The organism is Novosphingobium sp. HNCC26BN242, assembly GCF_057180525.1.
In genome coordinates, this window is record NZ_JBXUGM010000002.1 from 907,223 (window position 1) to 924,399 (window position 17,177).

Annotated in this window: 17 protein-coding genes; 10 read left to right on the plus strand and 7 right to left on the minus strand. The window is 60.7% G+C overall.

Annotated elements, in window-relative coordinates; translation table 11 throughout:
• Positions 1–6 precede the first annotated feature (6 nt).
• The 3 genes from AC2A1F_RS11955 to AC2A1F_RS11965 all read left to right on the plus strand — a co-directional run bounded on the left by AC2A1F_RS11955 (position 7) and on the right by AC2A1F_RS11965 (position 3,501).
• Positions 7–921 (plus strand): sulfite exporter TauE/SafE family protein, encoded by a 915-nt coding sequence (locus tag AC2A1F_RS11955; RefSeq protein ID WP_484208972.1) that lies wholly within the window; start codon positions 7–9, stop codon positions 919–921.
• A complete protein-coding gene (locus tag AC2A1F_RS11960) occupies positions 918–1,697 on the plus strand; it encodes a TIGR02186 family protein (RefSeq protein ID WP_484208973.1) in 780 nt (259 codons plus the stop codon). Before AC2A1F_RS11955 ends, AC2A1F_RS11960 begins: the two co-directional genes overlap by 4 nt.
• Positions 1,698–1,833: 136 nt before the next feature.
• Positions 1,834–3,501: an ATP-binding protein gene (locus AC2A1F_RS11965; protein ID WP_484209037.1), complete on the plus strand. Its 1,668-nt coding sequence runs from the start codon at positions 1,834–1,836 to the stop codon at positions 3,499–3,501.
• Here the strand turns inward: AC2A1F_RS11965 and AC2A1F_RS11970 are convergent, their stop codons facing one another.
• The 3 genes from AC2A1F_RS11970 to AC2A1F_RS11980 are packed head-to-tail and all read right to left on the minus strand — an operon-like array spanning position 3,502 to position 6,033.
• Positions 3,502–4,974, minus strand: a complete 1,473-nt coding sequence (locus tag AC2A1F_RS11970) for an MATE family efflux transporter (protein WP_484208974.1) — start codon at positions 4,972–4,974, stop codon at positions 3,502–3,504.
• A 16-nt stretch (positions 4,975–4,990) separates the two neighbouring features.
• Positions 4,991–5,518, minus strand: coding sequence for a YceD family protein (locus AC2A1F_RS11975; protein ID WP_484208975.1), 528 nt, complete (start codon positions 5,516–5,518; stop codon positions 4,991–4,993).
• Positions 5,515–6,033: a ubiquinol-cytochrome C chaperone family protein gene (locus tag AC2A1F_RS11980; RefSeq protein WP_484208976.1), complete on the minus strand. Its 519-nt coding sequence runs from the start codon at positions 6,031–6,033 to the stop codon at positions 5,515–5,517. Before AC2A1F_RS11980 ends, AC2A1F_RS11975 begins: the two co-directional genes overlap by 4 nt.
• Positions 6,034–6,272: 239 nt before the next feature.
• Here AC2A1F_RS11980 and AC2A1F_RS11985 point away from each other — a divergent pair, with 239 nt between their 5' ends.
• From AC2A1F_RS11985 to AC2A1F_RS12000, 4 genes are all read left to right on the plus strand, one after another.
• A complete protein-coding gene (locus AC2A1F_RS11985) occupies positions 6,273–6,764 on the plus strand; it encodes an outer membrane protein assembly factor BamE (RefSeq protein WP_484208977.1) in 492 nt (163 codons plus the stop codon).
• A 45-nt stretch (positions 6,765–6,809) separates the two neighbouring features.
• A complete protein-coding gene (gene hslV, locus AC2A1F_RS11990) occupies positions 6,810–7,385 on the plus strand; it encodes an ATP-dependent protease subunit HslV (RefSeq protein ID WP_484208978.1) in 576 nt (191 codons plus the stop codon).
• Positions 7,386–7,481: 96 nt separating this feature from the next.
• A complete protein-coding gene (gene hslU / locus AC2A1F_RS11995; RefSeq protein WP_484208979.1) occupies positions 7,482–8,783 on the plus strand; it encodes an ATP-dependent protease ATPase subunit HslU in 1,302 nt (433 codons plus the stop codon).
• Between the two features lie 54 nt (positions 8,784–8,837).
• Positions 8,838–9,242, plus strand: coding sequence for a GFA family protein (locus tag AC2A1F_RS12000; protein ID WP_484208980.1), 405 nt, complete (start codon positions 8,838–8,840; stop codon positions 9,240–9,242).
• Positions 9,243–9,263: 21 nt separating this feature from the next.
• On the opposite strand, the gene AC2A1F_RS12005 is transcribed toward AC2A1F_RS12000, so the two are convergent.
• A complete protein-coding gene (locus AC2A1F_RS12005) occupies positions 9,264–10,661 on the minus strand; it encodes a peptide MFS transporter (RefSeq protein WP_484208981.1) in 1,398 nt (465 codons plus the stop codon).
• A gap of 78 nt (positions 10,662–10,739) precedes the next feature.
• Between AC2A1F_RS12005 and AC2A1F_RS12010 the strand changes: the two genes are divergently transcribed.
• A complete protein-coding gene (locus tag AC2A1F_RS12010) occupies positions 10,740–10,940 on the plus strand; it encodes a DUF1737 domain-containing protein (RefSeq protein WP_484208982.1) in 201 nt (66 codons plus the stop codon).
• A gap of 130 nt (positions 10,941–11,070) precedes the next feature.
• Here AC2A1F_RS12010 and AC2A1F_RS12015 read toward each other — a convergent pair whose 3' ends face one another.
• Together AC2A1F_RS12015 and AC2A1F_RS12020 are read right to left on the minus strand one after the other, a co-directional pair.
• Positions 11,071–12,912 carry an ABCB family ABC transporter ATP-binding protein/permease gene (locus AC2A1F_RS12015; RefSeq protein WP_484208983.1) on the minus strand — a complete coding sequence of 614 codons (1,842 nt, stop codon included), beginning with the start codon at positions 12,910–12,912 and terminating at the stop codon, positions 11,071–11,073.
• Positions 12,913–12,976: 64 nt separating this feature from the next.
• The gene (locus tag AC2A1F_RS12020) at positions 12,977–13,909 is read right to left on the minus strand and encodes a retropepsin-like aspartic protease (RefSeq protein WP_484208984.1); all 933 of its coding nucleotides are present in this window, start codon (positions 13,907–13,909) and stop codon (positions 12,977–12,979) included.
• Between AC2A1F_RS12020 and AC2A1F_RS12025 the strand changes: the two genes are divergently transcribed.
• A complete protein-coding gene (locus AC2A1F_RS12025) occupies positions 13,891–14,631 on the plus strand; it encodes a methyltransferase (protein ID WP_484208985.1) in 741 nt (246 codons plus the stop codon). The two genes, AC2A1F_RS12020 and AC2A1F_RS12025, sit on opposite strands and share 19 nt — an antisense overlap.
• A complete protein-coding gene (locus AC2A1F_RS12030; RefSeq protein ID WP_484208986.1) occupies positions 14,628–15,500 on the plus strand; it encodes a glycosyltransferase family 2 protein in 873 nt (290 codons plus the stop codon). The genes AC2A1F_RS12025 and AC2A1F_RS12030 overlap by 4 nt, the downstream gene beginning before the upstream one ends.
• Here the strand turns inward: AC2A1F_RS12030 and AC2A1F_RS12035 are convergent.
• Entirely contained in the window at positions 15,497–17,038 is a 1,542-nt protein-coding gene (locus AC2A1F_RS12035) for a lipopolysaccharide biosynthesis protein (protein WP_484208987.1), read from the minus strand. The two genes, AC2A1F_RS12030 and AC2A1F_RS12035, sit on opposite strands and share 4 nt — an antisense overlap.
• Positions 17,039–17,177 lie beyond the last annotated feature (139 nt).

A 17,177-nucleotide genomic window follows, 5' to 3' on the forward strand; every position in this document is an offset into this window, starting at 1 on the left:
GTTGCAATGGATGTTTATCTTCCGATCGCGAACCTTTCGGTCAACGGGCTGGTGATCATAGGTCTGGGCGCGTTGACGGGGCTGCTGTCCGGCATGTTCGGTGTCGGCGGCGGCTTTTTGACCACGCCCCTGCTGATATTCTATGGTGTGCCGCCCACCGTGGCCGCGGCATCCGCAGCAAGCCAGGTGACAGGTGCAAGCGTTTCAGGCGCTTTTGCCCATGCCCGGCGCGGCGGGATCGATTATCATATCGGTGCGGTGCTGGTGGCAGGAGGCGTAATCGGCACTGGCCTTGGTTCGCTGCTGTTCCGCCTGCTGCAATCGCTGGGGCAGATCGATACGGTGATCAATATCCTCTACGTGCTAATGCTGGGCGGCATCGGCGGGTTGATGGCGCATGAGAGCATTACGACCTTGCGTGCGCAGAAATCCGGGCTGCCGATGCCCGCGCGCAAGCGGCGGCATCATCCGTTGGTGGCCAGCCTGCCGCTGCGCTGGCGGTTTTACCGGTCCGGGTTGTACATATCTCCGCTCGCGCCGCTGCTGCTGGGAATACTGACCGGCATCCTGACCATGCTGATGGGCATCGGCGGTGGCTTCATCCTCGTGCCCGCGTTGCTCTATATCCTTGGCATGGGGGTAAACGTGGTGGTGGGCACATCGCTGTTCCAGATCCTGTTTGTGACCATGGCCACCACGATGATGCATGCACTGACCACACGCGCGGTGGACATCGTGCTGGCGGTGATGCTGCTGATCGGATCAGTCACCGGTGCGCAGGTTGGCGCGCAGTTTGCGCAGAAGGCCAAGCCAGAACATCTGCGGCTGATTCTGGCGGCCATCGTGCTGCTGGTGGCGATGCAAATGGCGCTGCGCCTCGGCTATCGCCCGGACGAGATATATTCCGTGGTGCCGCTATGATCGCAAAGGCGCAGGCCAGCGGGCGGTTGCGGTTGATCGCGCTGCTGGTGTGCATGTTTCTGCTTGGCGCACGCGATCCGATTCTCGTGCCGGAAATCTCGCAGCACGAAATTCAGGTCCGTCAGGGCTTCACGGGGGCTGATCTGCTGCTGTTCGGCGCGATCCTTAGCCCCGAAGGCAGCCGTGCGGCGCAGGAATACGACATTGTGGTGGTCCTCGAAGGGCCGTTGCAATCGATCGTCTTGCGCGAAAAGCAGAAACTTGCCGGGATCTGGATCAATGCCGATTCGCTCGAATTCCGGTCGGCTCCTGCCTATTTTGCGGTAGCTTCATCGCGGCCAATTGCCGAGATTGTGGATGACAAGACGGCTGCCATTTACGAACTGGGGCTGAAATGGCTGCAGCTTTCCCCGATTGGCGTGATTGATCCCAAGGAGCAGCGGCGCTTTTCGGAAGGGCTGGTTGATCTGATGCGCCGCCAAGGGCTTTATCGCGAGGAACAGGGCGGCGTGAAGATCAGTGGCCAAGTGCTCTATCAGGCCCGGATCAGCCTGCCTTCCAGCGTTCAGACCGGCACCTACACGGCCGAGACCTTTGCCATTCGCGGTGGCAAGGTGGTGGCTTCGGCGATCACGCGGGTTGAGGTGAGGAAGCAGGGTTTCGAGCGCTTCGTGGCTGTAGCCGCCGATCGCAATGGCTGGATTTATGGCCTGTTTGCTGTGCTCCTTTCGGTGGGCATGGGATGGATTGCCGGACGACTCTTTGCGCTGGTCTGATGGCTCGGCGCACTATCTAAGGTTTAGCCGTTATTAACCCTGCGCCGATATGCTTTGCCCACATGCCACATCCGGCCAAGGGGTTTGACGCGTAATGTCCGAAATGGGGATGCAGGGTTTTACAACGCGTGACGACATGGGCACCGAGCGCACCGATGCGCGTGCGCCGCGTATCCTGCCAGCGGACGCGCCGATATCGGAGAACTCGCACATTCCTATTGGCCATGTCCGCGAGATTGCAGGGTCAAGTTCGGCCATCGCGCTCGATCTTTCGCGGCTGGAACAGTGCTCTAACGATACCGATCCTTCGATTGCGCTTTCAGGCAAAGTTGGCAGCCAAATCAAAATTCGCGTCGGCAATTCGTGGCTGCTCGCCAGCGTACGCACCCAGCGGCAGGACACGTCTGTCGAAGGCGGCATTGTCGCGATGATCGATTTTCTGGGCGAGGGCGAAGAAGAACGGCTGACCGGGCGCATCTATGGGTTCCGCCGCGGCATTACGCGGTTTCCGGTCCCCGGCGCATTGGTCTACCCCGCTACATCCAGCGATCTGCGGCAGATCTATGCAAGTGACGGGCGCACCAACATATCGGTAGGCACAGTTTTCCCCACACGTGACATCCGTGCCGGGATCTATGTCGACGCTCTGCTGGGCAAGCATTTTGCTTTGCTGGGATCGACCGGGACAGGCAAGTCGACTGCCGCCGCGCTGATCCTGCACCGGATTTGCGAAATGGCTCCTTCGGGCCACATCGTGATGATCGATCCGCATGGCGAATATGGCAGTGCCTTCAAGACGACCGGCCAGCTGCTCGATGTATCAAACCTGCAGATGCCCTATTGGCTGATGAATTTCGAGGAACACTGCGAGGTGTTCATCACTACCACCGGGCAAGAACGCCAGCTGGATTCGGACATTCTAGCCAAGTGCTTGCTGGCTGCGCGCAGCAAGAACCGGCTGGCCGAACAGATTGGCAAGATCACGGTCGATTCGCCGATCCCCTATCTGCTGTCCGATCTGCTGATTATCCTGCAAAATGAAATGGGCCGCCTGGACAAGGGCACCAATTCGATCCCCTATATGCGGCTGAAGGCCAAGATTGACGAGATCCGCAGCGATCCGCGCTATCAGTTCATGTTCTCGGGCATGCTGGTGGGCGATACGATGGTGGAGTTCATCTCGCGCATTTTCCGTATGCCGGCCAACGGCAAGCCGATTTCGATCATCGATGTTTCGGGCGTGCCATCGGAAATCACCACAACGGTGGTCGCCGTGCTCAGCCGTCTGGTGTTCGACTATGCGATCTGGGCGCGTGAGGAAGAGACGCGGCCCGTGCTGCTGGTGTGCGAGGAGGCGCATCGTTACGTTCCGAACGAGCGGAATTCCGATGGCTCATCGGTGGGCCGCATCCTTTCGCGCATCGCCAAGGAAGGGCGCAAGTACGGCATTTCGCTGGGCCTGATCACGCAGCGACCCTCCGATCTGGCCGAAGGTGTGCTGTCGCAGTGCGGCACGATCATTTCGATGCGCCTGAACAATGATCGCGATCAGGCGTTCGTCAAGGCGGCCATGCCTGAAGGCGCGCGTGGCTTTGTTGATACGATTCCGGCGCTGCGAAACCGCGAATGCATCATTTCGGGCGAGGGCGTTTCGATCCCGATGCGAGTCTCGTTCGATGAACTTGAAGTGATGAAGCGCCCGGCTTCAAACGATCCTTCGTTTTATGAACTGTGGAGCAAGAGCGGGGGCGAGGAGCGCGCAGTGGAACGCACGGTCCAGCGCTGGCGCGCGCAAAGCAGGTAGTCAGAGGTTGGGTGCCATCCTGCCTGCAGGATCGGCGTCCGCTTTCGTCTCTTCCTCACATTGGCTTGCAGGCACTACGCGCGCGCGCTGAAGCCATTGCGGCCTGCTGTATGCGTAGGCGGAAAGCGCGACGGCGACCAATGAGCTGACTGGGAAAGCCAGCCACAGCGCATCCGCACCGATCTGTGGGTACAGGGCGTAATAAAAGCCCAATCGCACAGGATACATAACGAACGACAGGATAATCAACGGCGTCCAGACCACGCCGCCTGCGCGCATCGTGCCGAACAGGACAACGGTCACGCCGAACAGGATGTAGCTCCAGCTGGCAAGGATCTGGATATGCCGGGCTTCGTCCACCGCCGGGCTGCCTGCGCCAAGAAACAGTTCGAGCGCAGGGCGGTCAAACAGCAGGATCATCGCGCACAACAGGCCGGTGACAGTCAGGTTGAGCAAGACGCCCCAGCGCGTGATCCGGCCAAGCCGTGCGTTGAGGCCCGCACCGATTGCCTGTGCGGCCATGGCACTGACGGCAGCGGAAATCGCCATCGCGGGCATCTGCAGATAAGTCCACAACTGCAACGCCGCGCCATAAGCCGCGCTGATCAGCAAGCCCTCGCGGTTCACAAGGCCAATGACGACGATGCCAGCCGCTGAAATCACCAGCATCTGTGCGCCCATCGGCAGGCCTTTGGTCAGGATATAGCCCAGCTCATCCCGGCGCGGCCAAAGCCATGCCCATTCCGCTCCGCGCAGGCGCAGCGGCAGGTCCTTCCAGTAAACATAGCCGACAATGCCGATCATTGATGCGATCGAGGCGATGGCGGTGGCGAGCGCCGATCCGGCAATGCCCATGGCCGGAACCGGGCCGAAGCCTGCAATCAGCAGCGGATTAAGCGCGATATCGAGGACGACCGACAGGATCATGAACTTCAAAGGCGTGGCCGCATCACCCCCGCCGCGCAGGCCCATGCCCAGCATCACGGTGATCATCGATGCGGGCATCGCCACGAAGATCACGCGCAAGTAGATGAGCGCCATGCCATACGTCTCGCCCGGCGCAGCCATCGCGGTCAGCAGTTCTGGCGCGAAGATCCACCCCAGCGCGCCGATCACCAGCGAAAGCAGCACGCAAAAGCCCACAGCAGAACCGAACGTGCGGCGCGCTGCCAGCACGTCACCTGCGCCAAAGGCCTGTCCGATCTTGACTGTGGCAGCCATGCCGAAACCGAATGCGGCGGCAAACACCAGGAACATCACCACGTTGGCATTGGCCGTGGCGGCCAGCGCGCCTTCGCCGAGCAATTGGCCCACCCAGATCGAATTGATCGAACCGTTTAGTGATTGCAGGATATTGGATGCGAGGGTGGGAGCTGCAAAGAGTACAAGCGTCTTCAGGATCGGACCACTGGTCAGGTCACGGCCACCCGATCTACCCGCTGGCCGGGTGCCGGTTGGACCGTGGTCTGTCATGGTGGTTGCCAACTGCTCAGTCCTTTTTCAGCGCAGCCAGCGCCGCGAAGGGGCCGGAAGCCACATCGCCACCAAGCTTATGTTCGGCCCGCGCTTTTTCGGCATTGGGCCCCTCGGCAAAAGGATCGATCGCAAGAGCAAGGCTTTGCGCCACCGCTTCGCCAAGATCGAACGTGGTGCCCTCGTATTCTATCTCGTCGCAATCGTCGGCGGTGATCTCGATTTCCTCATCAGGCGCGCTCGGCGCGCTGATGGGAACAAACCGCAAGGCCACAGGTTCGCTTACCTTTACTGGGAAGTCCTCGCCCGAGATGGCGCACATCTGCACGATGCTGGCACTCAGATGGCCCTTGGCCTCCACATTCTGCCCGTCGACAGTCAGACGCAGTTCCGCGCGCATCGAATCGATAGCGGTGATGCCGAAGCGGCCCGCAAGGCGGCGGCGGTCGTCTTCATTGGGTGCAAGCAGCACTGGCGCATCCCCGATCTGGCGCAAATCAAGAACATGCGAGAATTCCTGCTCTGGCAGATTATGCGTGCTCATTTTCCGATCTCTGCGTCCAGAACGCGAAAGGCGGGAACAAGATCAAGTCCGGCTGCAAAGGCACGGGCGCGGCGGGCGACAAGCAGCGGATCGGTGCCTTCGTGCAGGCTGACATTGCGCAGGACAGCATCGGCCATCACGGTTTCATCGCTTGAGGTGAGCCCTTCGCGATAGGCCCCAAGGCGGCCGCCCAGAACGCTCATCAATTTGCCCATGCGCTTGCCCACCACCAGATCGCCCACGCCGCTTTCGCGCAATTGGCCGTCCATGTCATCCACGAACAGTTCGGTCAGGCGAACGGATGGCTCGACCAGTTCGGCATCCCGCTCCATGCGGATCATCACGATGGATAGGATCAGGGTGATCATGTCGAAGCGTCCGGCCACCGTGTCGGCCACGCCGCAATCGCGGTACCATTCCTTCTCGCGCGCAATCTCCACCGTGCGATGCCACAGCGGACGGGCCACGGCGCGGTCATCGTCCTTCTGTCCGAACAGCTTTCCTAAAATTGACATTACGCTTGATCCTTGGTGTTCGCCCGTTCAGCTTTGGTTGTTCAGGGGCGATTAAATCAATGCCGTCCAGCACGCGCTTGTTGATGCGGGGTTGATGCTTGTGCGGCTGGCATTGCGGTAATCCCGATTGGACCCTAAGGGTCCTGAAATTGGGCCTGGCGAAAAAATGGGCGATAGTGACTGTCTGTTGCCTATGCAAATGGGCATGACACAGGCCAAGTAAAGAGCGGAGTTTGCGAATGCGGAACAGTCGGCTGATGGTGCAGGGTGCGGCAATGATCGCACTGTGCGTGGTGGCGGCAGGTTGCACCAGCATCAAGGACCACCGCGGCTACATCATCGATGAAGTGCTGGTGTCCTCGGTCCAGCCAGGCGTGGACAACAAGCAATCGGTGGAACGCGCGCTTGGCCGCCCGACCTTCACGAGCCAGTATGGCAAGGAAGCGTGGTACTACGTGGCGATGAACACGAAGCAGCGCCCGTTCAACCGCCCGCGCACTTCGGACCAGAGCATTCTGGTGGTTGATTTTGACCCCAAGGGCAATGTCGCCTCGCTCAGCCGCGAAGGCATGGAAAAGGTCGCCCGCCTTTCGCCCGAGAGCGACAAGACCGAGACGCTGGGCCGTGACCGGTCATTCTTCCAGGATCTGTTCGGCAATATCGGCGCGGTCGGCGCGATTCCGGGCGGGCAAGGGCAGGCTCCGGGCGGCACTGGTCCGAACGGCAGCTAATCAGTACCGCTTGAAATCCATGCACTGCGCCTCATATCGCAGAGCATGGACGATAGCAGGGCGAGCCACGGCCTTATCCAGTGGCACGGCACCACCATCATCGCGGTGAAGAAGAACGGCCGCACCGTCATCGCTGGTGACGGTCAGGTTTCCATGGGCAACACGGTGATGAAGCCCAATGCCCGCAAAGTGCGCCGGATTGGCGCGCTGGATGAAAGCGGCAAGGGCAAGGTCATCGCCGGATTTGCCGGCGCTACCGCTGATGCTTTCACCCTGTTCGAACGGTTGGAACGCAAGCTGGAGCAGCATCGCGGCCAGCTGATGCGGGCCGCAGTGGAACTTGCCAAAGACTGGCGCACCGATAAGTATCTGCGCAATCTTGAAGCGCTGATGATTGTGGCCGATGCGGAGACGCTTCTCATCCTGACCGGGAACGGCGACGTGCTGGAGCCTGAAGGCGGGATCGCTGCCATCGGTTCGGGTGGCAACTATGCGCTCGCCGCAGCTAAAGCGCTGACCGATTACGAAGACGATGCAGAAAAGATCGCCCGCCGTGCCATGCAAGTGGCCGCCGAAGTCTGCGTCTTCACCAACGACCGAGTGACGCTGGAAGAAATCTAATCCGATCTGTCCCCGTTCGTGTCGAGCGAAGTCGAGACACGCGAGCGCCGAAGTGTCTCGACTTCGCTCGACACGAACGGATGTTGTGAGATTGCCATGACCGAATTCCTTACCCCCAAAGCCATCGTCCGTGCGCTGGACGAGCATATCGTCGGCCAGACCGACGCCAAGAAGGCCGTCGCCGTGGCGCTGCGCAACCGCTGGCGGCGGCAGCGCCTGTCGGCCGAACTGCGCGACGAGGTGACGCCGAAGAACATCCTGATGATCGGGCCGACGGGTTGCGGCAAGACCGAAATCAGCCGCCGTCTGGCCAAGTTGGCCGACGCGCCGTTCATCAAGGTCGAGGCGACCAAGTTCACTGAGGTCGGCTATGTTGGCCGCGATGTGGAGCAGATTGCGCGCGATCTGGTGGAAGAGGCGATCCGGCTGGAAAAGGAGCGCCGCCGCGATGCGGTGCGCGAGGCTGCCAGCAAGGCCGCGATGGACCGGCTGCTCAAAGCATTGGTCGGCGATGGCGCGAGCGAGGCGACGCGCGAAAGCTTCAAGGCGCGGCTGGCCGATGGTTCGATGAACGAGGTCGAGGTCGAGATCGAGGTGGAAGATGCGCCTTCGATGCCGATGGAGATTCCGGGCATGGGCGGCGGTGTTGGCATGATCAATCTGTCGGACATGATGGGCAAGGCATTCGGCAAGCAGAACCTCAAGCGCCGCAAGATGCGCGTGGCCGATGCGTGGGACAAGCTGGTCGAGGAAGAAGCCGAAAAGCGCATGGATCAGGATGATGTCCAGCGTGAGGCGATCCGCAATGCCGAAACCAACGGCATCGTGTTTCTGGATGAAATCGACAAGATTGCCGTGTCCGATGTGCGCGGTGGGTCGGTCAGCCGTGAGGGCGTGCAGCGCGATCTGCTGCCGCTGATCGAGGGCACGACCGTGGCGACCAAGTATGGCCCGATGAAGACCGACCATGTGCTGTTCATCGCCAGCGGTGCTTTCCATGTGGCCAAGCCGAGCGATATGCTGCCCGAATTGCAGGGGCGTTTGCCGATCCGCGTGGAATTGCAGGCGCTGACCGAAGACGATTTCGTGCGCATCCTTTCGGTAACGCGGGCCAATCTGGTTGAGCAATACCGCGCACTGATTGCCACCGAGAACGTGACGCTGGAGTTCACGCCCGAAGCCATCCGCGCGATTGCCCGAACAGCGGCGCAAGTGAACGAAAGCGTCGAGAACATCGGCGCGCGGCGATTGCAGACGGTGATGGAAAAGCTGCTGGAAGAAGTGAGCTTCGAAGCCGAAGACCGCGTGGGCGAGACAGTGCTGATCGATGAGGCCTATGTAGCAGGCAAGCTGACCGCGCTGGCGGGTAACGCAGACCTTTCCAAGTATATCTTGTGAGGGTTGGTTTGTTCTTTTAATGTTCTTATCGCCGACTCGGATGGGAGAGCGTTGATGGAACTTGCCGGTGGATGCCAATGCGGCGCAGTGCGTTACACGGTGGATGGCCCGCCGATGCACGTGGCAATCTGTCACTGCATCGATTGCCGCAAGAGCGCGGGCGCGCCGATGGTTTCATGGGCGATGTTCAAAGCAGATCAGTTCGCGCTGACGCAAGGGGCAGTAACGACCTTCAATTCCTCGGGCGCTTCGCTGCGCAGCTTCTGCCCGACATGCGGGACCGGACTGTTCTTCACCAATGAAGACAACCTGCCCGGCATCGTCGATGTGCAATCCGCCACGTTCGACGATCCCGATCAGTTACCCGCGCAAGTCCATATCCAGACGGCAGAACGTTTGGGCTGGGTGGTGCATGCGCACAGACTGCCCGAGTTTGCCCGGTTTCCCGGGGAGGAATAGGAAGAAGTTTGAAATCCTGCTTCAAGCTGGCGCATTCGCCGGTTGCGAGGGTTCGTCGGTCTGAACGGCGGTATCACCCACGATCCAGCGGACCAGACCATGACGCACGATCAGCAGCGCGATGCCGGCAGTTCCAGCAATCGATGCACTTACCACCCAGAACACCGGCGGTGAGACCGATTGATACCATCCACCCATGAGGCCGCTGATCAGACTGGCACCGGTTACCGATAGAGACTCAAGGCCAATCACGGTGCCCCTGATTGATTCCGGCGCTTGTTCGGCAAAGAACGAGCGAATCACAGGGGCAAAGCTGATGGCTCCGAAATTTGAAATCATGTGGAACAGGACAACGAGCCACAGTGGTCCGCGTCCGTCAGGGCCTGCCAAGAGGGGGGCCAGAGCCAGCAAGAGTGTAGAACCCGCCATTATCAGGCAGCCGAAAGCCGCCTTGGTCAAGGTTGCGGGTTCCGTGCCGCGGGCGGCCTGCCAGCGCCACAGCACGATCAGGATCGGCGCGGCAATGGCGGGGGCCAGCCCATCGAGCGATTGAAGCCAGGGAATGGGAACGGCGAAATTGCCAAATTCCATGCGAATATGGTCTCGCACCCAGATGCTGTAGACATTCCAGACTTGGGCTTGCGTCGTCCAGAAGGCGAGGCTGACTGGCCAGACCAGCGCCAAGCCGATCAAGCCGCGCCGCTCCCTTGGCGTGAAGGCTGCGCGCGGTCCTTTGCGTTGTGCGCGGGTCGGCTGCAGCGGTAAATGGCGCGATCCTGCCAGATACCAGACCAGCCCCACCAACATTCCGAGGCCAGCCACCGCGAATCCGGCGTGCCATCCATAGACTTTGGCCACGGCACCGCTGGCAAGCGGTGCCAGAAACGCTCCGATATTGATGCAGAAGCTGTAAGCCTGAAACGCATCGGCGAGGCGCCGGTCGCCGTCTGCGTAGAGCGCACGAATCTGCGGCATCAGATTGCCGCGCAGCAAGCCTGCACCAAACACCAGCAGCAGTAGCGCCAGAAGAAAAGTGGCATCGTATGCCATGCAGAAATGCCCGGCAGTCATCAACAGCGCACCAGCCGCCACGGCAAATCGGCGCGAGATCACCCTGTCTCCGAGCCAGCCGCCGACCAGCGGCAAGAAGGTTACACCGGCGAAATAGAACGCAAATGTCTGCGTCGCGATAGCCGTGGGGGTCATGTCTACCCCAAGGCTCTGCAGAAAATCTCGATAGGTAGCGAACCCGGCAACCGAGTCTGCCCGCGATCCCACGAGGAGATCACCGGTCATATAGAGCACCAGCATCGAGACCATGCCGTGGAACGACACGCGGTCCCAGAACTCGGTGCCGGCAAGAGTCCACAGGCCCTTTGGCTGGCCGAACCGTTCAGTATCGTGACTGCTTTTTGTCATGTCTGTTTCGTGACCTGCGCCGGGCAAGTGCGCAAGCCAAGAATTGCCAGTATGTATGAGGCTGCTATGATTCAGGCGATGTACCAGACTCCAGAAGACCGCCCCGTATACCGCCTTCTCACCGGCAAGGACGACCGCGCCTTTTGCGAGCGCGTGTCCGAAGCATTGGAGCAAGGCTGGCAGCTCTATGGCTCACCCGCGATGACTTTTGACGCAGGCATGGACTGTATAAAGGTCGCGCAGGCCGTGGTGTGGCATGAGGCTGATGTGGTGAAGTAGGCTTCATGCATTCAATTTCTCGTCATCCCGGACTAAATCCGTGATCCTCCCTTGTTCTTTCGGCCATGGCCAAAAAAGGTGGCCCCGGATCAAGTCCGCGGCGACGAGAGTTTTTGGGTTCGTCGTAAGCTTACTCCGCCGCCTCGCTGACCTCGGCGCTTTCCTGCGCCTGCCGAGCCCACATTTCGGCATAGAGCCCATCACGGCGCAGCAGGTCGGCATGGCTGCCTTGTTCGGCCAGACGCCCCTGATCCAGCACCAGAATCGTGTCCGAATCCGCGATAGTCGAGAGCCGGTGCGCAATCGAGATCGTCGTGCGCTGACTGGCAACATCGCGCATCGTGGTGAGGATGTCCTGCTCGGTGCGGCTGTCCAAGGCGCTGGTCGCCTCGTCGAACAGCACGATGGGCGGGTTCTTCACCAACGTGCGGGCAATGGCCACGCGCTGTTTTTCGCCGCCCGAGAGCTTCAAGCCGCGTTCGCCGACTTCGGTGTCATAGCCCTTGGGCAGGCGGGCGATGAATTCGCCAATCGACGCACCGCGCGCGGCGGCTTCGACTTCGGCCATGCCCGCGCCATCGCGGCCATAGGCGATGTTGTAGCCGATGGTGTCGTTGAACAGCACTGAATCCTGCGGTACGATGCCCAGCGAAGCGCGCAGGCTGGCCTGCGTGATGTGCGATATATCCTGCCCGTCTATCAGGATGCGCCCTTCCCATGGATCGTAGAAGCGGAACAGCAGCCGCGCGATGGTGGATTTGCCTGCGCCCGAGGGGCCGACGATAGCCACACGGCTGCCAGCAGCCACCTCGAACGAGAGACCGTGCAGGATTTCGCGGTCCCGATCATAGCCGAACACGACATTGTCAAAAGTCACGCTTGGGCGCTGGATGACCAGTGCCGGTGCGCCCGGCACATCGGCCACTTCGACTGGGGTATCAATCAGGCGGAACATTTCGGCCATGTCGATCAGGCCCTGCCGGATCGTGCGATAGACCATGCCCAGCATGTCGAGTGGGCGGAAAAGCTGGGTAAGGTAGGTGTTGACGAACACGAGGTCGCCCACAGTGAGCTTCCCCTGCGACCAGCCCCACACCGTCCACGCCATCGCGCCTGCCATCAGCAGGTTGACGATTACAGCCTGTGCGATGTTGAGCAGGCCTAAACTGTTTTCGCTCTTCACCGCCGCATCGGCATAGGCGCGCGCGGCTGAGGCATAGCGCGCTTCTTCACGCGACTCCGCGCCGAAGTACTTCACCGTTTCGTAATTGAGCAGCGAATCGACCGCGCGTGACAAGGCTTGCCCATCAAGCCGGTTCATCTTCTCGCGCAGGGCAGAGCGCCACTCGGTGATCGTGCGCGTGACATAGACATACGCGATCACGGCCAAGACCGTCGCGCCCACCAGCCCGAGCCCGAAGTTGATCCAGAAGATCACGATCACGGCGGTCAGCTCGATCACGGTCGGCGCAATGTTGAACAGCAGGAAATAGAGCATCGTGTCGATGCTCTTGGTCCCGCGCTCGATCACCTTGGTCACCTCGCCGGTGCGGCGGGCGAGGTGGAAGCGCAAAGACAGGCGGTGCAGCCGCCCGAACACGTTTTCGGCCAGATGCCGGGTCGCGTCCTGGCCGACGCGTTCGAACACGATGTTGCGCAAGTTGTCGAACAACACGCCCGCAAAGCGCCCCAGCGCATAAGCCAGCACGAACGCCATCGCTACCGTCAGCGCGGGTTGTGCGCCTTCTCGCCCAAGACCGGCCGGAAGCGTCATGGCATCAACCGCTTTTTTGTAGGCGAAGGGCAGGGCGAGCGTCGTCGCCTTGCCCGCCAGCACCATCAGCAGCGCGCCCACCACCCGGCGGCGCAGCACTGCGTTATCGGCAGGCCACAAATAGGGCAGAAAGCGCTTGAGCGTGGCCCAGCCATCGTGGCGGGCGTCCTTGGGACTCGTATAGGTATCGGGTGGCATGGCTTCTCACATAGGGGCCGTGCGCAACTATACCAGAGCTTTGGGCAAGCTCAGGGTTGCCGCATCAATAGTTAAGGCTCCCGCGATCTGCGCTGGCAATGCCGGTGGGCAAATCGAACAGGATGCGTCGCGTTGAAAAGTCTATCGCCACGCGCCGGAACATGCGCAACTGCGCCATGCCCATCAGCATCGCCGGACGCTTTGCCAGCCCCAGCCGGTGGAACGCAGGCGAATCGGCAAAGGCAAGGAATGTGTTGTGCATTTGCAGTCCGGTAACCTCGATGGTGGAGGCCATGATCAGATCGGCACTCAATTGTTGTCCGGTGACCGAATAGAGTACGGTCTGTTCGGCCTTGCGACGCCGCGTGAGCGCATTGCGCAGTGCCATGTTGCCGATCGAACTGTCAGACCCGGTATCGATCACGATGTCGGTGCGCACGCCATCGACCACGGCATTGGTCATGATCAACTGGCCCGAACGCCGCCGGGCATTGACGACGATTTCGAACCCCTTCGATCCGCCCAGTGATGCGGCATCGCCGATGGTGATCGTATCCTTCGGGAAATCGATCAGGACGCGCTGTTCCTGCAGACTGTCGAGCCCGACAATGCCGTCCGCCCCGATGTGCTGCTGTTCCAGCAGCGGCGCGGTCAGCGTGTAATAGGTGCGCTTGCCCAGGCTGATCTCGTCCACATCGACCAGCTCGACTGCTTGCGATCCGGCCACGCCCACCACCACGCCATTGCCGGAAACAGGCAAGCCCATGGTGGTGGCAACTTGCCGGGAAAGCACGGTGCGTTCAGAGCCTGTGTCGATCAGAAAGCGGAACGGGCCGTGCGTTCCGATCTGCACGGGCACGGTCATCCGGTCGTATCGGTCGTCGGTTATCTTGACCAGATCGGTCTGGCCCGGCGGAAGCAGCGGATCGTCAGCCGCCAGTGCTGGCGCATTCGCCAACATCGCAACTGCAGTCCACCATGCCAATCCCAAGCGCATCTTACGTCTCCCGGCGAGAAGTTTACGCCGGTTTTGACAATGCCACCAGCCTGTTCGATCGGGTGCTTAACGCCGTGGCAACCCCCTGCCGCTATTTGGGCAGCATGAGCATGGATTCGGCATCACCCAATTGGCGCGCGCGCGCCATAGGCATGGCAGAAACGGCGGCGCGCGCCGTGGGGTATGACAAGACGCATATTACCCGTGTGGTGGCCTATCGCGAGATCGATGCCTGGCTTGATCGGCGCGGCACCCAAAACCTGGATGCGCTGGAGATTTCAGCGGGCTGGAAGTGGCGGCAGCGCCAGTGGGGCAGCTATACCGAAATGAACTGGCCCGAGCATGACATCTGCAACGATGTGATGGACGCCAAGTTTGACGTGATCATCGCCGACAATGTGTGGGAGCATTTGCTGTATCCTTATCGCGCGGCAAAGAACGTCCGCGCGATGCTGAAGCCCGGCGGCGTGTTCATCAACATCACGCCGTTCCTGATCCGCTATCACCCTATCCCCACCGACTGTTCGCGCTGGACGCAGTTGGGGATGGTGCATTTCCTTGAAGAGTGCGGCTTTGATCCGGCCAAAATCGAGACCGGTGGCTGGGGCAATGCTGCTGCGGTGCGGGGCAACCTGTTCCGCTGGGCGCGTGCGGGGTGGCAAAAGCGTTTTGCCAATGATGAGCGTTTCCCGGTGACGATCTGGGCAATGGCTGAAGTATGACCAACGGCGGCGCAGATGCTGCGCCAGTCGCAGTGGTTGTCCTCGCGCACAATGAGGAGCGCCGCATTGCCCGCTGCCTTGCAACACTACCACTGTCTTATGCTGGGTTTGCGATCCATGTGGTCGTCAATGGCGCGCGCGATAATACGGCGGCCATCGTTGCCAGTATTGCCGCGCAGCACAACAATCTGACGCTGCATGATTTGCCCGAGCCGGGCAAGGCACGCAGTTGGAACCGCATTGTCCTCGATACACTGCCGTCCGATTCGCCCGCAGTGGTGCTAGTCGATGGCGATGCTGAAGTTGCGCCCGGATCGATTCCTGCCCTGTTGGCTGCGCTTGATACACACCCCGAAGCGAATCTGGCCTCAGCGCCGCCTCTCAATGGCCGCCGTGCTGATTACTATCGTCGCCTCATGGTCCAATCGCACGGTGTGTTCGGCGATCTTTATGCCCTGCGCGGCAGCTTTGTGGACAGGCTGCGTACCAGCGGCATCCGCTTGCCGGTCGACCTTGTCGGTGACGATGGCCTTGTCGGTGCGCTCGCGAAGACCGATCTTGGCCCGCTCTCGCAATGGCATGAAGACCGGGTGTGTCCGGTGATGACGGCAGGCTTTCGGTGTGAGCCGTTTGCTCCGCTCAATCTGCGCAGCTGGCGCATGCAGCATGGCCGCATGATAAACTATGCGGTGCGCCACTTTCAGGACCGCATCATTACTCACGTTTTGCGTGATCGAGGGCCGAACGGCTTGCCGGAACGGCTGGCTAGCCTCTATCCGCAGCATCTAACCGGATTCAAGCCGCGCGGTGGCCTATGGTCTTGGTTTGACCGGCGCGCTCTCGCCCGGATGCAGGCAAGCGCGCCTTAGGCAGCCGCCGCTTCGGGCTTGCGGCGGATCAGCGCCCAGATTTGGGCAAGCGCTTGTCGGTCGGTGGTGTGGATGACCGTTGCATAGGCAGCGATGCCGATTGCCACGAGCAAGCCCAGATGCAGCAAGGGCAGAGCATCGAGCCGAGTCGCGATCACCCAGCGATCTGTGGCCCACACAACTACGCCCATTGCGATGCTGCTACCCACTGGCAAAGCCAGCGGCCCCCACATGTCGATAAGGCCTATACCCAGCGCCGGGCGCGAAAGCAGAATGGTTGCTAGCAGCAGCAGGGGTGCCGCCACGCACCAGATCGCAGCCACCGCCATAATTCCAAATTGCGCGGCACCGATGAATGAGGCAGCGAAAATCACGGCTCCGGCAATCGCCGTGCGTACCGGCACCTCCGGTTTGCCGATGGCATTGAGTGCTGGGGCAAACAGGATCTGCAATGTCATGAAGGGCATTGCCAAAGCCATGAACTCGATCAGCGGCGGAAGTTCGATCCACGTCGGGCCGAACAGAGTCGCGACCAGCGGCTTGGCACTCACAGCCATGCCCACATAAAGCGGCGCGGCAATCAGCATAATCAGGCGGGCTGACCGCAGGAAGGACCAGCGCAGCGCTGGCAGATCGTCCTGCAAACGCGAATAGGCCGGGAACGCCACTTCGTTAAGCGGAGGCACGAAACGCGAATAGAAGATCGTCGCCAGGAACACGGCCTGTGAATAAACGCCGACTTCGTGCGGGGTCAGCTTGCGCCCAATCACAAAGATGTCGCTCTGCGTCTGCACGAGCCAGAACAGTTGGGTCAACAGGATGGCAAGGCCAAAGCGGAAGATATTCCCGCACCCGCGAAAGTCGAAACTTGGCCAAACCAGCGATCGCGCAAGGATCGTCAGGCCGATGGCGCGCACCCAGAACATCACGATCGGCGCATAGACCAGCGTCCACACGCCAAAGTATGCCCAAGCCATGGCCAGCGAGATAACTGTGCCCGTCATGGCCGATGTGAGATTGACCACGGCTTGGCTGCGGAAATCGAGGCGTCTGCCCATCAATACCTCGGGAATCGCGATGAAAGGCGTTGAGATATAGATCAGCGTCTGCACGCGCAGCATATCGGCGACGACAGGTTGGCCGTAGTACGCAGCGACTGACGGAGCCGAAAACCACTGCACAGCGGCAATCAGCGCATTTGCTGACAGGAGCAGGCCGAATGCCTGTCGGATGCGGAACTGATCGAGATTGCGCTCCTGTATAAGGGCGCTGGCAAAGCCATAGCCGTTGAGGAACGTCAGGAAGCTCAGCATGACGAGCGACATGGCAAACAGGCCATAGTCTGCAGGTGACAGTAGCCGCATCACGATCAATGTGGACGACCAGCTGACGATCTGCGCGGCAATCTGGCTGCCTGATCGCCAGATGATTGCTTTCTTTACATCACCCGCGAGTGACTCCTGCCCGGCAAGCTGTGCAGGTTCGAACGACTCACGAGGGGGCGTTGGCGTTATTGCAGGTGTCGATATCTTGTTCATGCCTCACCGCCTCTACAGCAGGGGCCGTTAACCCGGTGTTACGGCCAGCGTGGCGGGTAGCTGGCCACCTGCCGCCACACGGTTTGGATAGGGCCGAACGGGGGCAAAGTGAGAAATTTCAGAAAAAAGTCAAAACGAC

Excerpts from the sequence above, each read along its gene's own strand:
- AC2A1F_RS12035 (WP_484208987.1), bottom strand. The coding sequence starts at position 17,038 with ATGAACAAGATATCGACACCTGCAATAACGCCAACGCCCCCTCGTGAG.
- AC2A1F_RS11985 (WP_484208977.1), top strand. The coding sequence starts at position 6,273 with ATGCGGAACAGTCGGCTGATGGTGCAGGGTGCGGCAATGATCGCACTG.
- AC2A1F_RS12010 (WP_484208982.1), top strand. The coding sequence starts at position 10,740 with ATGTACCAGACTCCAGAAGACCGCCCCGTATACCGCCTTCTCACCGGC.
- AC2A1F_RS11965 (WP_484209037.1), top strand. The coding sequence starts at position 1,834 with ATGGGCACCGAGCGCACCGATGCGCGTGCGCCGCGTATCCTGCCAGCG.
- AC2A1F_RS11970 (WP_484208974.1), bottom strand. The coding sequence starts at position 4,974 with ATGACAGACCACGGTCCAACCGGCACCCGGCCAGCGGGTAGATCGGGT.
- AC2A1F_RS11960 (WP_484208973.1), top strand. The coding sequence starts at position 918 with ATGATCGCAAAGGCGCAGGCCAGCGGGCGGTTGCGGTTGATCGCGCTG.
- AC2A1F_RS11975 (WP_484208975.1), bottom strand. The coding sequence starts at position 5,518 with ATGAGCACGCATAATCTGCCAGAGCAGGAATTCTCGCATGTTCTTGAT.
- AC2A1F_RS12025 (WP_484208985.1), top strand. The coding sequence starts at position 13,891 with ATGCCAATCCCAAGCGCATCTTACGTCTCCCGGCGAGAAGTTTACGCC.
- AC2A1F_RS12030 (WP_484208986.1), top strand. The coding sequence starts at position 14,628 with ATGACCAACGGCGGCGCAGATGCTGCGCCAGTCGCAGTGGTTGTCCTC.
- hslU (WP_484208979.1), top strand. The coding sequence starts at position 7,482 with ATGACCGAATTCCTTACCCCCAAAGCCATCGTCCGTGCGCTGGACGAG.
- AC2A1F_RS12000 (WP_484208980.1), top strand. The coding sequence starts at position 8,838 with ATGGAACTTGCCGGTGGATGCCAATGCGGCGCAGTGCGTTACACGGTG.
- hslV (WP_484208978.1), top strand. The coding sequence starts at position 6,810 with ATGGACGATAGCAGGGCGAGCCACGGCCTTATCCAGTGGCACGGCACC.
- AC2A1F_RS11980 (WP_484208976.1), bottom strand. The coding sequence starts at position 6,033 with ATGTCAATTTTAGGAAAGCTGTTCGGACAGAAGGACGATGACCGCGCC.
- AC2A1F_RS12015 (WP_484208983.1), bottom strand. The coding sequence starts at position 12,912 with ATGCCACCCGATACCTATACGAGTCCCAAGGACGCCCGCCACGATGGC.
- AC2A1F_RS12005 (WP_484208981.1), bottom strand. The coding sequence starts at position 10,661 with ATGACAAAAAGCAGTCACGATACTGAACGGTTCGGCCAGCCAAAGGGC.
- AC2A1F_RS11955 (WP_484208972.1), top strand. The coding sequence starts at position 7 with ATGGATGTTTATCTTCCGATCGCGAACCTTTCGGTCAACGGGCTGGTG.
- AC2A1F_RS12020 (WP_484208984.1), bottom strand. The coding sequence starts at position 13,909 with ATGCGCTTGGGATTGGCATGGTGGACTGCAGTTGCGATGTTGGCGAAT.